The organism is Chlamydia pneumoniae TW-183 (assembly GCF_000007205.1).
Lineage (GTDB): Bacteria > Chlamydiota > Chlamydiia > Chlamydiales > Chlamydiaceae > Chlamydia > Chlamydia pneumoniae.
On record NC_005043.1, the window covers coordinates 131,509 to 147,581 of the forward strand.

Here is a 16,073-nt window from a genome sequence, read left to right on the forward strand (position 1 = left end):
AATGCAGTTCTACTAAGTATATAAAACAGCTTTTATATGTTCACAGTTGGGTTCGCCACAAGTACAGCCTATGGGGGGTCCCAAGTAGACGCTAAACTGATCACTAGGATTTAAGGGATTCGTTACAATATACAACTTATCCCCACTTTGCATAATGTCCCAAGTGCGGAAAGTCAGATCTTTATCAGAAACCGCCAGGGTATCTTCTTCATTCATGACCCTTCCAATTTGGCAGTGCATACAATTGCAATGGGGTTCTGGTCTGGGTAAAAGCGTTGCATTATTCCCTGAAAGTACCCGAATGACATCAGCCATTTTCTCTAAGACGTCGGTAGGAGCATCAGGATGATCTTTATGTTCTGGAGTATGTTGTAGTATTGCTTCGATGGGATTTGTTCCAGAAAAGAGAGGGGAAATTAGATTTTTAGGTAATACTTGAATGTCGTTTCCCTTAGTTATCTGCTGCAATACATTCATAAGGACCCCTACACCTAGTTTATCATCATCACGAGAATCCTCTTTCCCCGATTGAGAAGTTTCTAGGTAGAGAAGGTGCTCTTGAAAAGCAATGTCAATAATCGACTGATCTAAATTAGGAATAGAAATGATTTTGCCATCAATAAGGTGGAGCCTTAGTGTTCCTTGGTCTTTGTTTTCTCCTTCCTGGGATTCAATAAATGCAATTTGGCTCCATCTTGCAGAGATGAATGGGGGAATACAAATCAGTTGATCATTAATTTTGACTTTCATAGCGATCTTGGGGGTGAATCTAATCTTAGCAGTTTGAGGCCATTGTAAATGTATCTCTTTTTTTTTACAATAAATTAGCAGCATAGGGTTTTGATTGCTAAATTTTCTAAAAGGCACGTATCATGTAAATGGATTTTTTATTATGAATATATTTTTTGCAATAGTTCCTGATAGAAAAACGAAAGTATGGTAGTTGGACCTTAACAACACAATACGTCTTTTAATGAAAAGAAGGGTTTTCTTTGGAAGTTATGTTAGAGTTGTTTTAGGCAAAAATTTGTATCTGATAAAGAATAAAAGGTTCAGTAAGAGAAGGTGAGGACGCAAATGAAGAAAACAATGGTCATTGATACAAGTGTGTTCATCTATGATCCAGAAGCCCTTTTTTCTTTTGAAAATACTCGAATTATCATTCCTTTCCCAGTCATTGAAGAGCTAGAAGCCTTCGGAAAATTTAGAGATGAGTCTGCTAAAAACGCGTCTCGAGCATTAAGTAATATTCGTTTGCTTTTAGAGAATGCAAAAACTAAAGTTACAGATGGTGTGCTCTTACCTAGTGGTAGTGAGTTGCGTATCGAGGTGGCGCCCCTTTCTAATGATGATAGGCGAGGGAAACTTCTTACCTTGGAGTTGCTCAAGATTATTGCTAAACGAGAACCCATGGTTTTTGTGACTAAGAGCTTGGGACGCAGGGTGCGTGCTGAAGCACTACAAATTGAGTCTCGAGACTATGAAAGTAAACGCTTTTCTTTTCGTTCCTTATACCGTGGATTTAGAGAACTGCAAGTTTCTCAGGAGGATATTGAAAACTTCTATAAGAATGGCTACTTAGATCTTCCTCTAGACGTGGTCCCTTCGCCAAACGAGTATTTTTTCATGTCCGCAGGAGAAAACCATTTTGCTTTGGGTAGATACTACGTAAGCGAAGGAAAGATTATCGCATTAAAGGCAATGGATAAGAGTGTTTGGGGAATCAAGCCTTTAAATACAGAACAGCGATGTGCCTTGGATTTGTTGCTTAGGGATGATGTCAAGTTAGTCACCCTAATCGGGCAAGCAGGATCTGGAAAGACCATTTTGGCTTTAGCAGCTGCTATGCATAAAGTTTTTGATAAGGAAACCTATAATAAAGTTTTGGTAAGCCGTCCCATAGTCCCTATGGGAAGAGATATAGGGTTTCTTCCAGGATTAAAGGAAGATAAACTGATGCATTGGATGCAACCTATATATGATAATATGGAAGTGTTATTTAGCATTAACCAGATGGGGAATTCTTCAGAGGCTCTCCAAGCTCTTATGGATGCTAAAAAATTGGAAATGGAAGCTCTTACCTATATCCGAGGGCGCTCTCTACCCAAAGCTTTTATTATTATTGATGAAGCTCAAAACCTCACTCCCCATGAAATCAAGACAATTATCTCAAGAGCTGGGAAAGGAACGAAAATTGTTCTTACAGGAGATCCTACACAAATCGATAGTTTGTATTTTGATGAAAATTCTAACGGACTCACCTATCTAGTTGGGAAGTTCCATCACTTGGCCTTATATGGACACATGTTTATGACACGTACAGAACGTTCCGAACTTGCAGCTGCGGCCGCAACTATCCTATAGAACCTTCGATGTTATAAGTGACTTTTCTTCTTCGGATCTGTAATAGCAGGAGTTTTCAAGTCTGTAAGGACAATCAACATTCTTCTGTCTGTATTTCCGGGTTCATTTCCAAATTCTTGCATAGCGGCAACAAGAGCGCATTTTACAGCGTGTATCCATCTCATGCGGACTTTATTCTCTTCACTATTAGGCTTTTTTCTATTTTCAGGAGGCGCGTAGATCCCAGAAGAAATTAGAGGGATTTGTAGGAAGGTTACACCTAAAGTTTGAGCTAAGCTGAAGCAGTTTAGGTAGGCGTTTTTGCAGCGATCAAAGGCTGCTTGAGACTTGTTATGATGATCCACTGCTTTAGGCCCAAGAAGTTGTGCTAGGTAGTGTGGTTTACCTTGTTTTCCTGTGTGGTTGGATCCATCGGCATTTCTCCACATGCCTGCCCGACATTCACCCTCATTAAGAGGAGTCCCCTGGCGTTCAGGATTTAGAGGTCGTTGCGACAGCCCCCAAGAATCGACACTGACTGCTGCCGATAGAACTTGATTTGTACCCGCCCCATCTCGACTCATTGTTCTATTGGCTGCGTTTACAATCATCATAGACATACTATCAGTGACAAGACGAGGTTGTGCAATATTTCCTGACGTCGAGACAAAAATCAGCTTTGATTGATTTAGTGCCCAGGCAAAGATTTTCTGGTTTTTTTCTGCTGGTGGCCATGGGAACGGCTCCTCTACAGGAGTCCAATTCTCCAAGAGCATCTTATGAAACAGAGATAGAGGAGAAACCATAGAGTCTGGTGACGGTTTCTTGCCTAGGATGGGGGAAGCTTCTATACTTCCAGGTACAATGTGATCTGTAGGTGTAGGGGAGACCTCTGGTCTCTGAGGTATGGGTGGCTTAGGTTGTGTCGGTATTTCTTTAGGTGTTACAGGTGGGGGGCTTTTTTTTTATCTTCTTGTAACAGATCATCCAGGAACGGATCTTTGAATCCTGTTGGAGAGGTAGGAGTAGAAAATATGGCGTCTATTTGCTGCCCCATGTCAAGGGGAGTAGGTGTTAAGGGGTTTTGAGGTTCTCTTGGCTCTGGAGGACGGCAGCAAGGACAAAGATACCGAACGATCAACTTTATAATCTTAATGACTCCTAAGACCAGGTAATACAGAGCTTTAATGCCGAAAATTTCTAGCCAAGCTTCTTTTCTAACTTTAGGAAGTTCCTCATAGATCTCAGGACAGGGTAATGTTTTACACACTGAAGAGAAGTTCCCTGTCATTAGAACCATAGAATATTGAAGAGAACTAATTCCTTTTAAGGTTTTGATACCTATAAATGTACTAAATATCGGAATATAGCTTGCAATACGTTGTAAATTTGTGCGGTGTAAGGGATTCACTAAAGGAGTATTTCTTAGTGCGGTTGAGGTTTGACCCAGAGGCGTGTGCCGATGGCTAATTATAAAGACTTCTTCATTAAAAATGCTCATAAGAATCGCCTTATAATGAAATAAATTTTTTCATTAAGAATTATAAAACAACTTATCTTTCTTTTCTATTTCTATGAAATCTAGAAGGGTTTTTTAATGGATATTTGATTTCTTTAAAGACTTTAGGAAGACATTGTCTAAATTTGGTAAAAAAGACAGATTCTCCTCGTTAAGAGGGGATGAGTAGCATTTTAAAATAATTTTTTTAAATAATGGAGGTGGAGAGACTCGAACTCTCGTCCTTGACAAACTCCCTGCTAACCTCTACATGCTTATCTTCTAGAATTGTTTACATTGGACTCCCTTAGCTAGAAGCCTCTATAGCAGCCAATGACTCTCAAAAATCTCGAACGAACTTCCTTGAGAATTAGAGAAAGTAAGTTCCAACCAGATAAATGACGGTATTTTGCAAGCCTCTGGTGGAGCTCGCAGATACCGGGTTACCTAGAGATTATCTAGCTAACAACTTTTGCTAATTAAGCAGCTAGTCTTTCCTCTACTGAGTCAAACAAGCTAATAATTTCGCATTCAGCCTTAGGTTCGGCATTTATTGTTTTGTTGGCTTTTTAGGAGGCCAGCCAACGCCCTCCGCATGCAATTAACACTTCATTTTCAAGTCGAAACCTATACACCCCCACAACAATTTTAGAAGCTGGTTAGCTTTTATTCAATCATCGTATTTTGGTCAAGTTCTAAGAACTTCTTAGAGATCTCTAGAGAGGTGGGCTATGGACGAAAACCTAAAAAACCTCTATTGTAAATATGTTTTCATATCAAAATGTTCCTAAAGGCAAAAGATGACAGCAGATGAGGTAGGGAAAAATAGCTTTGCAAAAAAAGAAGAACAGGTTTTGAAGTTTTGGAAAGACAATCAAATTTTTGAAAAGTCTTTGCAAAATCGTCAGGGAAAAACCCTATATTCTTTCTATGACGGCCCTCCTTTTGCTACAGGTCTTCCACATTACGGTCACTTATTAGCAAGTACCATTAAGGATGTTGTTGGACGCTATGCTACCATGGACGGGTACTATGTGCCGCGACGTTTTGGCTGGGATTGCCATGGGGTTCCTGTGGAATATGAGGTGGAAAAGTCTCTGAGTTTAACAGCACCCGGAGCCATCGAAGATTTTGGTATAGCATCCTTTAACGAAGAGTGTCGTAAAATCGTATTTAGATACGTTCACGAGTGGGAATACTATATCAATCGTATAGGACGTTGGGTAGATTTTTCTTCTACTTGGAAAACTATGGACGCTTCTTTTATGGAAAGTGTCTGGTGGGTTTTCCAATCTCTATATAACCAAGGATTAGTGTACGAAGGTACAAAAGTTGTCCCTTTTTCAACAGCATTAGGAACACCTCTCTCTAATTTTGAAGCAAGCCAAAATTATAAAGAAGTCGATGACCCGTCTCTTGTTGTAAGAATGCCTCTTCAGAATGATTCCGCATCCTTGCTTGTATGGACAACGACTCCATGGACATTGCCTTCTAATATGGCTATAGCTGTAGGGGAAACTCTGGTTTATGTCCGTATTCAAGATAAAAAAAGTGGAGAGCAGTGGATCCTAAGTCAGGGATGTGTTTCTCGTTGGTTTTCAAATCCAGAAGAATTTGTAATTTTAGAGAGTTTTTCTGGGAAAGATCTTGTTGGTAGGACTTATGAGCCCCCTTTTACTTTTTTCCAATCTAAGCGAGAGGAAGGAGCTTTTCGTGTCATTGCAGCTTCGTTTGTTGAGGAAAGTGAAGGAACAGGAGTCGTACATATGGCTCCAGCGTTTGGTGAAGGAGACTTTTTAGTTTGTAAGGAGAACCATGTTCCTTTAGTCTGTCCTGTAGATGCTCACGGAAGTTTTACAGAAGAAATACCTCAATATCAAGGGCAATACATTAAACATGCTGACAAGGAAATCATCAAGTTCTTGAAGAAAGAAGGAAGGATTTTTTACCACGGAACAGTAAAACACCGGTATCCTTTCTGTTGGAGAACGGATACTCCTTTGATTTATAAAGCCGTGAATTCTTGGTTCGTCGCTGTAGAAAAGATTAAAGATAAGATGCTTCGTGCTAACAGCTCGATCCATTGGGTTCCTGAACATATCCAAGAAGGGCGTTTTGGAAAATGGTTGGAAGGCGCTCGTGATTGGGCTATCAGTAGAAATCGTTATTGGGGAACGCCAATTCCGATTTGGAAAAGTGCTGATGGCGAGATTCTTGTTGTAGGATCTATCCGAGAGCTAGAAGAACTTACAGGAACTCAGATCACAGATATTCATAGGCATTTTATTGATGATTTGAACATTGTCAAAGATGGCAAGCCCTTTCATCGAATTCCCTACGTTTTTGATTGCTGGTTCGACTCTGGAGCGATGCCTTATGCCCAAAATCATTATCCTTTTGAAAATCAAAAGGAAACCGAAGAGGCATTTCCTGCAGACTTTATTGCTGAAGGGTTGGATCAGACGCGAGGATGGTTTTATACTCTCACAGTGATTTCTGCAATTTTATTTGATCGTCCTGCATTTCGTAATGCCATTGTGAATGGGATTATTCTTGCAGAAGACGGCAATAAAATGTCAAAACGTCTAAATAATTACCCTAGTCCTAAATACGTTTTAGATACTTATGGAGCTGACGCGCTTCGTCTATATTTGCTTCATAGTGTTGTCGTAAAGGCTGAAGATCTTCGCTTTTCTGATAAAGGAATCGAGGGTGTTTTGAAGCAAATCCTTCTTCCTCTAACGAACGTACTTTCCTTTTTTAATACCTATGCCGAGCTGTATGGTTTTGATCCGAAATCACAAGATATAGAACCAGCTTATACAGAGATTGATCAATGGATTTTATCCAATTTGTATAGTGTTGTAGGTAAAGTTCGTGAGAGCATGAGTCAGTATCATTTAAACTTTGCTGTAGAACCCTTTGTGACCTTTATTGATGATCTGACTAACTGGTATATACGTCGCTGTCGTAGACGTTTTTGGGAAGCTGAAGATACTCCTGACCGTAGAGCTGCATTTTCTACTTTATATGAAGTTCTCACAGTTTTTTGTAAGGTAATTGCTCCCTTCGTTCCTTTTCTTGCCGAAGATATCTATCAGAAGTTGAAGTTAGAAAAGGAACCTGAATCTGTTCATCTCTGTGATTTTCCTCAAGTCGAGATGGATAAAATTCTCCCTGATCTAGAAAAGCATATGCACGATATTCGGGAAATCGTAGGTTTAGGCCATTCTTTAAGAAAAGAACACAAGTTAAAAGTTCGTCAGCCTTTAGCAAACTTTTATGTTGTCGGGTCTAAAGATAGATTGTCGCTTCTAAAAACATTTGAAGGGTTGATTGCTGAAGAGCTGAATGTGAAAAATGTGATTTTCTATGAAGAAGCTCCGAGTTTCATTTATACTACCGTCAAACCTAATTTTCGTATGCTTGGGAAAAAAGTTGGATCTAAGATGAAAGAGGTCCAAAAAGCTCTCAGTGAACTGCCAAACAATGCTATAGATAAGCTGATTCAGGAAGAAACATGGGTTTTAACCATTGATGATAGAGAAATAGCTTTGGATGGTGATGACGTCGTGATTTGTCGTCACACAGATCCTGGATATATTGCCCGTAGTTCCGCTCTATTTAGTGTGATTTTAGATTGCCAGTTAAGAGAACCTCTTATAGTCGAAGGTATAGCAAGAGAGCTAGTCAATAAGATTAATACTATGCGTCGAAATCAACAACTTCATGTTTCTGACCGCATCGCATTAAGAATAAAAACCACAGAGGCTGTTCATCGCGCTTTCTTGGATTATGAAAACTATATTTGCGAAGAAACGTTAATTATAGCCTATGATTTTACTCAGGATTCTGATTTCCAAGGGGAAAACTGGGATATTAATGGACATGCAACGCAAATTGAAATTACAGTTAGTTCTATAGATTCTTAGAGATTTTCTAGAAACAACTGAAAAACCATAAGAATGGTTATTTCTTGTGGTTTTTCTCCTCTTTCTTAGGAAAGAGTCTGCGTCGTTTTTGATAGTAGACATATCCAATGAGAGAGAGACCCGTCGCTAATGCTATCCCACTAACAAGATAACCTGAGAGTGTTGTTGGAGCAGAAACTCCAGTTAACCGTCCCATGCGTCCAATAGGCCAGAATGTACATAGAGGAGATCCTAAGAGATTTTCCATAGGAACAAAGCCAAATTCTCGACTATCCGCACTCATAGGGTAGTTATCTCCCAAGACGAGAACATGACCTTTAGGAACTTGAATACCAAAATTATGTATAAACTCCACGAATTCTTTAAAATCTTCTGGAGGGAGTCCCTTGTCAACAAAAGCTATATAGGGTTGTGTCTCTGAAGACCCCTCTTGCTTTTCCGTTTCAGAAGTCACAAATTTTTGCAGAGTTGGATCATTCTTTATAAATACAGGAGAATCCATGATATAAAGATTCCCTTGGTTAAAGAATGCATAACGGTTAGGTAAAGGTGCTTGCAGCGGATTCACAGGATTATAAATAGAACTAAAGTTGATCCCGCAGTTAAAAAGTTCAATCACTTGCTTATCATTGAGCTGAGTAAGGGGGTGAGAAGATTTTAGCTTATAACGAATCTCTCCAAAGCCAATTTGATACGCTTCGCCTTTAGAATATTCATAACAACCATCAGGGACCTTGGGCAGGAGAATTGCATAGGCTTTGGCAATTCCTGAAGTGTTAATCTTGAATTGATGGTATTTATACGCACATCCTTGAGCAACAATAAAACGAGAGGTAGTAAGATTGTTCCGAATTAAGTGCAAATGTTCCTTACGCAAAGGAAGTAAAGTCTTCATAGGTTGAATCGCAGGCGAGAGCTGATGCTCATAGTGACGCAACAGAGGCTTTGGGTAGGAAAGGTTCGCTGTATGGCAAATTTCTAAGTAGACTTTAGTTGGACTTCCTGGATTCGGAAGTAGATGGGATGTTCGTGCCTGATGTTCTGTTAAGATGCGCACCATAGCATAGTTACCCATACCAAAAAGATCGGCATAGCTGACTGGCGAAAGATGAGGATCTTTTAATTTATTAGGCTCGTCTTGATGCCATTCTTTATGGTCAAAGAATTGTCCATACATGGAGGTTTGAGGGAAAATCAGCCGACCATAACTTTGATTGAACTGCTTAAAATCTATAATTGTTTTCTGCCCCTCTGTATGGCTGCTGGTAGTGCCATCAAAGGATATATAGGGGACGTGATATAAGTTTTCTAAACCATGGACAGAAGGAAACTCTATGCGTTTACCTGCATCATCAAGACCATAAATTTTTCCTCCATAGAAATATAAGAAGTCCCCAGGTCTTCCCATGCAACGTTTAATGTAACGCTTTTTTCCTGGAATCAATCCGAAGTACTTTGTATCAGCATCTGGGATAGGGAGGTCGCCTACAGTGAAAACAACAAGACCCCCGCGAGTTACGGATTCAGGATTGAAGGCAAGTGGTTTCTTAGCAAAAGGGCAATGGAGACCAAATGTTGTTTTGGATACAAGAATCCGATCCTGTTCTAAAATTGTAGGCCTCATGGATCCTGTAGGCACTTCATAAAGTTCAAACCAAAATTGCCGAACTAAGAAGGCTACAACACCAGCAAAAAGAAGGGCCTTGATAAGCTCATAGGTTTTGCGTCCGAAGGAATTAGGATAACGGTTGGAAAATGCTAATGCTTGCTGAGCTAAGTCGCTTGCAGTTTCTTGATCATGTTCAAAGATAGCCTCTTCTAGTTGTTCTAGTAGTTCTTGCAGTTGCTTTTTATCTGCAGGGGAATGGGCGAGTTTTTTACTTTTTAAAAGCTTATAAGTACTGCGGAGGATATGACGACTTTTATTTAGAGAATAGTGTTGTTTCATAAAGATACTGGGGTAAGAAAGTCAGATTCTATCTCTTTAGATTGATTATAGAACGGCTGCATTGGATACTTTAGAGCTAATGGAGACTGAAGACCTAAATGAAAAATCAAAACAATCCTCGAGCTAAATTCGTAAGTACATTCTAGCGTATTAGATTTTTCGATCCAAAATTATTTTGCTATATTGTTAGATCTTTTCATTGTGTCTTAGAGTCAGGAAGAGAATAGACATAGGGAGAAGTTGCCCCGTGTCCTATATCCACAGCTCTTACTATAGAAGTCCCTTTAGGAGTCTCGATACTCACCCATAAAGGAAACACAGAAATGTCAGGTTGGGTGAAATACATAAGGATTCCTGTTTCTGATAAGGGGCCTCGATCTTTAGGCCAGAGCCCCTGCCATGCATTCACAGAGATTGACGTGAGTGGAGCCCCTTCAAAAGAAACTTTGGGAGACCAGGGCTTGTTTTCTTTTCCTTTAGTCTTGATTACGTTTGCGGGAGCTGGAGATAAAGGAAGATCAAAGATTTGCAAGAAGGCAGGAACTGTAGTGGATTTTCCTACAGGCTCTAGGCTCTTGGTTCGAGTGTTTAAAGAGAAAAACTGAGAACCTTCAGAAGAGAGCGAAACAACAAAGACTTGTGAAGGTGATTCCAGTTGATGAATGACCGTTTTCCAAGAAGCTTGTTCTAAAGAAGGGCGTTCTTTATGGGCGATACAGGGAAAATGGATGATCTCTATCCAAACGGTTTTAGGGGTTGTTGATTTGACTAAAACAAACGTTCTTTGAGACCCTCGACTTAAAACAGTATAGTCTCCAGTCTTAGCAAGAAAAATATTTTCTTGAATTGTTCGTAAAGAACTAGTTTGAGAGGCAAAAAGACCAGAAAAAGCCGTCGAGAAGAGGAAAGATAGAAAGAGGAATAAGAAGAGTGTTTTTCCTTGCTTTTTCATAAGATATTTCTGTAGAATCCTCTCGAAGTATGTCGAGCTATCATTTGGCATAATAGGATAGCGATTTTGGAGTTGTCAATATGAAAAAAAATACCCACCCTGAATATAGACAGGTTTTATTTGTAGATTCTTCAACAGGGTATAAATTTGTTTGTGGATCTACCTATCAAAGTGAAAAAACTGAAGTTTTTGAAGGTAAAGAGTATCCTGTATGTTATGTCAGCGTATCCTCTTCTTCTCATCCTTTTTTCACTGGAAGTAAGAAGTTTGTTGATGCTGAAGGTAGGGTAGATAAGTTCTTAAAACGTTATAGTAATGTAAGACAGCCTGCACAGCAACCTCAGCCTGAAGAAGACGCACTACCTGCTGCTAAAGGAAAGAAAAAAGTTGTAACTAAGAAAAAGAAATAAAACTTCTTTTAGATTTCCCATTTATAAAACCCATTCTCAGGCTCTCAAGCCCGAGAATGGGTTTTTTTGTGAGGGCTTTCTCTCTTGCAATAGCTTGTATAATACGTTATGCTTTCCTAGGTCACGATAATTTTGAAATAGATAACGTTAGATGCCTGTATCAGTATACCAAGGTGTTTTAGAGAATTTTTTATCTGATTCCATTTGATACTGATTTTTCACCACTTTTTAGGGATTCATGAAGAAAAAAGTTGCCGAGTATTTAAACCGTTTAGCAGAAGTCGAAATAAAAATTTCAAATCCTGAAATTTTTTCTAATTCTAAAGAATATAGCGCTCTTAGCAAGGAACATTCTTATCTTCTAGAATTGAAAAACGCCTACGATAAAATCTTAAATTTAGAAAAAGTCCTTGCTGATGATAAGCAAGCTTTAGCTATTGAGAAAGATCCAGAGATGGTCGTTATGCTTGAAGAGGGGATTAACGAAAATAAAGTAGAGCTAGAGAAATTAAATAAAATATTAGAAAGCTTATTAGTCCCCCCAGATCCTGATGATGATCTAAATGTCATTATGGAACTACGAGCCGGTACAGGAGGCGAGGAAGCCGCTCTCTTTGTTGGAGATTGTGTCCGCATGTATCACCTGTACGCCTCCTCTAAGGGATGGAAATACGAGGTACTCTCTGCGTCAGAATCCGATCTTAAGGGATATAAGGAATACGTCATGGGGATCTCAGGAACTGGGGTGAAGCGTTTACTTCAGTATGAGGCTGGTACACATCGAGTTCAGAGAGTTCCTGAAACAGAAACTCAAGGACGTGTACATACATCTGCAATTACAATCGCTGTCCTTCCAGAACCTTCAGAAGAAGATACAGAGCTTCTTATTAATGAGAAGGATTTAAAAATTGATACATTCAGAGCCTCTGGTGCTGGAGGACAGCACGTAAACGTTACTGATTCTGCGGTGAGAATCACACACCTGCCTACAGGTGTTGTAGTTACATGCCAGGATGAGCGCAGTCAACATAAAAATAAAGATAAGGCCATGCGGATTCTTAAAGCCCGGATTCGTGATGCAGAAATGCAAAAACGCCATAACGAGGCGTCTGCTATGCGTTCTGCTCAGGTAGGAAGTGGGGATCGTTCCGAGAGAATTCGCACCTATAATTTTTCTCAAAATCGCGTGACTGATCATAGAATCGGATTAACTTTATATAACTTAGATAAAGTTATGGAAGGAGACCTAGATCCAATTACGACTGCAATGGTGAGTCATGCCTACCACCAGTTACTCGAACATGGAAATTAAAAAGGCGATTCAAGAGGGAACCGCTTACCTAGATTATTATGGGGTGCCTCTTTCTGATTGCGAAGCCCTGTATATTCTCATGGATTTATTAGAAGTCAGTTCAAGGGCAAAGTTATTCGATCTTGTTGGAATTAGCGAAACGATGCTTATGGAGTATCGAAAGAGGCTAGCTTTAAGGGGGCAACGGTGTCCTACTGCATATCTCAATGGTGCCGTGAGTTTTTTGGGATTAAGATTGAGAGTGGATTCTAGGGTTTTAATTCCCAGGACAGAGACTGAGCTGCTTGCTGAGTATATTATCAACTATCTTTTATCTCATTCTGAGATTCAAACTTTTTATGATATTTGTTGTGGTAGTGGGTGTTTAGGGCTAGCTATCAAGAAATCCTGTCCTCATGTGGAAGTGGTGCTTTCAGATGTTTGTCCGCAAGCAGTTGCCGTCGCAAATGAAAATGCTAAAAGTAATGGTTTGGATGTAAAGATTCTTCTAGGCGATTTGTCAGCCCCCTACACTCGTCCTGCAGATGCTTTTGTTTGTAATCCCCCCTATTTGTCTTTTAATGAAATTATTCATATAGATCCCGAAGTGCGTTGTTACGAGCCTTGGAAGGCTCTTGTTGGAGGTTCTACGGGTTTGGAGTTTTATCAGCGTATCGCCCAAGAATTGCCTAAGATTGTAACTTCTACAGGAGTCGGTTGGTTGGAGATTGGATCCAGTCAAGGAGAAAGTATAAAGAATATTTTTTCGAAGCACGGAATTTATGGCCGTCTCCATCAAGATTTGTCTGGACGCGATAGAATTTTTTTTCTTGAAATGGATGGGAGAGATCCTGTATCCTCGGGGGCTTATTCTTGATTTTTTCTGGATAAATGATTAATTCTTTATCGCAAAAGCTATCTTCTATTTTTTCTTTTTTGGTTTCTTCTCGTAGAATTAATGAAGAAAATATTTCCGAATCTATTAGAGAAGTTCGTCTGGCTCTCTTGGATGCCGATGTAAATTATCATGTAGTTAAGGATTTTATTTCTAAAGTTAAAGAAAAAATCCTTGGAGAAGAGATCTGGAAGCATGTTTCCCCAGGGCAACAGTTTATACGTTGTTTGCATGAGGAATTAGTAGCATTTTTAAGCGATGGAAGAGAAGAGTTTACTATTCAGAAGACGCCTTCGATCATCCTTCTTTGCGGACTCCAGGGGGCAGGAAAAACAACAACAGCTGCTAAGCTTGCTGATTATGTAATTAAGAATAAGAAAGCAAAAAAAGTCCTTGTGGTTCCTTGTGATCTCAAAAGATTCGCTGCTGTAGATCAATTAAAAATTTTGGTTGCTCAAACGAAAGCTGAATTTTACCAAAGTCAAGAGAACAAGCCTATTGATGTTGTTGTTAAAGCGCTTGCATATGCTAAAGAAAATGGTCATGATTTTGTGATTCTGGATACTGCAGGGCGTCTCAATATAGATAACGAGCTTATGGAAGAGCTGACGGCGATACAAAAAGTTTCTCAAGCTAATGAGCGTCTTTTTGTGATGAATGTAGCTATGGGGCAAGATGTTTTAGCAACAGTGCAAGCTTTTGATCAGTCTTTAGATCTTACAGGCGTGATTCTTTCCATGACTGATGGAGATGCTCGAGCAGGCGCTGTTTTCTCAATTAAGCACGTCCTTGGTAAGCCCATTAAATTTGAAGGATGCGGAGAACGCATTCAAGATCTTCGTTCATTCGATCCTCAATCTATGGCGGAACGCATTCTTGGAATGGGGGATACCATAAATTTTGTTAAAGAAATGCGCGAGTATATTTCTGAGGAAGAAGACGCTGAGCTAGGTAAAAAACTAGTTACTGCGGCTTTTACTTATGAAGACTATTATAAACAGATGAAAGCATTTCGTCGCATGGGACCTCTAAGAAAACTTTTGGGAATGATGCCTGGTTTTAATAATGCGAAACCTAGCCAAAAGGAAATCGAGGATTCTGAACAACAGATGAAAAGAACGGAGGCGATTATCCTGTCCATGACTCCTGAAGAGAGAAAGGAGTTGGTGGAATTGGATATGAGCCGTATGAAGAGGATTGCTTCTGGTTGTGGTTTAACTTTAGGCGACGTGAACCAGTTTCGAAAACAGATGTCGCAATCGAAAAAATTTTTTAAAGGAATGTCTAAAGGCAAGATGGAACAAGTTAGGAAAAAAATGTCAGGAGGAAATCAGTGGCGTTAAAAATTCGTTTAAGACAGCAAGGGCGTAGAAATCATGTTGTTTATAGATTAGTGCTCGCAGATGTCGAGTCTCCTCGTGATGGTAAATACATAGAATTATTAGGTTGGTACGATCCACATAGCTCTATAAATTATCAGCTGAAAAGTGAACGAATTTTTTATTGGTTAGAGAGGGGAGCCCAACTTTCTTCGAAAGCTGAAGCTTTAGTAAAGCAGGGAGCTCCAGGAGTGTATAGTGCGCTATTGTCTAAACAAGAAGCTCGTAAGTTAGTTGTTCGTAAGAAGCGACGTGCTTATAGACAGCGTCGGTCTACACAAAGAGAAGAGGCTGCAAAAGATGCAACTAAGTAGGTAGTGAACTGGGATGAAGATCGATATACTTTCTTTATTCCCAGGTTATTTTGATGGTCCATTGCAAACGAGTATTCTTGGTAGGGCCATAAAGCAGAGACTCTTAGATGTCCAGCTTACAAATCTTCGTGACTTTGGACTCGGAAAGTGGAAACAAGTTGATGATACTCCGTTTAGTGGTGGTGGGATGCTTTTAATGGCAGAGCCTGTCACTTCAGCTATTAGGAGTGTAAGAAAGGAGAATTCTAAGGTAATTTACCTCTCTCCTCAAGGAGCTTTGTTGACAGCTGAAAAGAGTCGAGAATTGGCTGCTGCTTCGCATTTGATATTACTTTGCGGTCACTACGAAGGTATTGATGAGCGTGCTATAGAGAGCGAAGTGGATGAAGAGATTAGTATAGGGGACTATGTCCTGACTAATGGTGGAATTGCTGCTCTGGTCCTTATCGATGCAGTTTCTCGTTTTATTCCCGGTGTATTGGGGAATCAAGAGAGTGCTGAGAGAGATTCTTTAGAAAATGGTTTGCTAGAAGGACCTCAGTATACACGCCCTAGAGAGTTTGAAGGGAAAGAAGTTCCAGAAGTATTGTTGCAAGGGGATCACAAAGCCATTTCTCAGTGGAGATTGGAGCAAAGTGAGCGTAGAACTTATGAGAGACGTCCTGATTTGTATCTGAACTATCTCTATAAACGCTCGATTGATCACAAATTTGATGAGGAGACTACAACAAATAGGGATCATTTCAAGTGTGACAAGATTTCTGTAGTACTAGAGGTAAATAAGTTAAAGCGCGCAAAAAATTTTTACTGTAAGGTATTCGGTCTGGATGCCATGAGCTGCGAGAATAAATTTTGTCTTCCTCATGAAGGCAAAACCATATTCTGGTTACGAGAAGTTCAAGCTGAGAAAAAAAACATAGTGACTCTCTCCCTTTCCTTAGATTGTGCATGCGAAGAGGACTTTTGTTATCTTCTTAGAAGATGGGAGTTATTTGGTGGAAAGTTGTTAGAAAAGCAAGCTGATGAGCATGCTGTATGGGCCCTAGCACAAGATTTAGATGGGCATGCATGGATATTCTCGTGGCATAGGATGAAATAGAAGAAAGAGAAT

13 protein-coding genes and 1 other RNA gene are annotated in these 16,073 nt (G+C 39.8%); 8 read left to right on the forward strand and 6 right to left on the reverse strand.

Features of this window, described 5'->3' with window-relative positions:
* Positions 1-12 precede the first annotated feature (12 nt).
* A complete protein-coding gene (locus tag CPB_RS00530) occupies positions 13-750 on the reverse strand; it encodes a hypothetical protein (RefSeq protein ID WP_041466976.1) in 738 nt (245 codons plus the stop codon).
* 327 nt (positions 751-1,077) lie between these two features.
* On the opposite strand from CPB_RS00530, the gene CPB_RS00535 reads away from it, so the two are divergent.
* The gene (locus tag CPB_RS00535; protein ID WP_011126064.1) at positions 1,078-2,364 is read left to right on the forward strand and encodes a PhoH family protein; all 1,287 of its coding nucleotides are present in this window, start codon (positions 1,078-1,080) and stop codon (positions 2,362-2,364) included.
* Positions 2,365-2,375: 11 nt separating this feature from the next.
* Here the strand turns inward: CPB_RS00535 and CPB_RS00540 are convergent, their stop codons facing one another.
* The 3 genes from CPB_RS00540 to ssrA form a co-directional block, all read right to left on the reverse strand.
* Positions 2,376-3,149, reverse strand: a complete 774-nt coding sequence (locus CPB_RS00540; RefSeq protein ID WP_010882757.1) for a macro domain-containing protein — start codon at positions 3,147-3,149, stop codon at positions 2,376-2,378.
* Positions 3,150-3,286: 137 nt separating this feature from the next.
* Positions 3,287-3,844 (reverse strand): hypothetical protein, encoded by a 558-nt coding sequence (locus tag CPB_RS00545; RefSeq protein WP_010882758.1) that lies wholly within the window; start codon positions 3,842-3,844, stop codon positions 3,287-3,289.
* 210 nt (positions 3,845-4,054) lie between these two features.
* Positions 4,055-4,480: a transfer-messenger RNA gene (gene ssrA, locus CPB_RS05580) on the reverse strand.
* 161 nt (positions 4,481-4,641) lie between these two features.
* Between ssrA and ileS the strand changes: the two genes are divergently transcribed.
* Positions 4,642-7,773, forward strand: a complete 3,132-nt coding sequence (gene ileS, locus CPB_RS00550; RefSeq protein WP_011126067.1) for an isoleucine--tRNA ligase — start codon at positions 4,642-4,644, stop codon at positions 7,771-7,773.
* 37 nt (positions 7,774-7,810) lie between these two features.
* Here ileS and lepB read toward each other — a convergent pair whose 3' ends face one another.
* Positions 7,811-9,721, reverse strand: a complete 1,911-nt coding sequence (gene lepB / locus CPB_RS00555; RefSeq protein WP_010882760.1) for a signal peptidase I — start codon at positions 9,719-9,721, stop codon at positions 7,811-7,813.
* Positions 9,722-9,917: 196 nt separating this feature from the next.
* On the reverse strand, positions 9,918-10,673 hold the full coding sequence (locus CPB_RS00560) for a hypothetical protein (protein WP_010882761.1): 756 nt from the start codon (positions 10,671-10,673) through the stop codon (positions 9,918-9,920).
* A gap of 80 nt (positions 10,674-10,753) precedes the next feature.
* Between CPB_RS00560 and CPB_RS00565 the strand changes: the two genes are divergently transcribed.
* From CPB_RS00565 to trmD, 6 genes are all read left to right on the forward strand, one after another.
* Entirely contained in the window at positions 10,754-11,083 is a 330-nt protein-coding gene (locus CPB_RS00565) for a type B 50S ribosomal protein L31 (protein ID WP_010882762.1), read from the forward strand.
* A 238-nt stretch (positions 11,084-11,321) separates the two neighbouring features.
* Positions 11,322-12,395, forward strand: coding sequence for a peptide chain release factor 1 (prfA, locus tag CPB_RS00570; RefSeq protein WP_010882763.1), 1,074 nt, complete (start codon positions 11,322-11,324; stop codon positions 12,393-12,395).
* On the forward strand, positions 12,385-13,251 hold the full coding sequence (gene prmC, locus CPB_RS00575; protein WP_010882764.1) for a peptide chain release factor N(5)-glutamine methyltransferase: 867 nt from the start codon (positions 12,385-12,387) through the stop codon (positions 13,249-13,251). Before prfA ends, prmC begins: the two co-directional genes overlap by 11 nt.
* Before the next feature lie 14 nt (positions 13,252-13,265).
* Positions 13,266-14,612 (forward strand): signal recognition particle protein, encoded by a 1,347-nt coding sequence (gene ffh / locus CPB_RS00580; RefSeq protein WP_010892135.1) that lies wholly within the window; start codon positions 13,266-13,268, stop codon positions 14,610-14,612.
* Positions 14,603-14,962, forward strand: a complete 360-nt coding sequence (locus CPB_RS00585; protein ID WP_010882766.1) for a 30S ribosomal protein S16 — start codon at positions 14,603-14,605, stop codon at positions 14,960-14,962. The genes ffh and CPB_RS00585 overlap by 10 nt, the downstream gene beginning before the upstream one ends.
* A 13-nt stretch (positions 14,963-14,975) precedes the next feature.
* Positions 14,976-16,061, forward strand: coding sequence for a tRNA (guanosine(37)-N1)-methyltransferase TrmD (gene trmD, locus CPB_RS00590; RefSeq protein WP_010882767.1), 1,086 nt, complete (start codon positions 14,976-14,978; stop codon positions 16,059-16,061).
* Positions 16,062-16,073 lie beyond the last annotated feature (12 nt).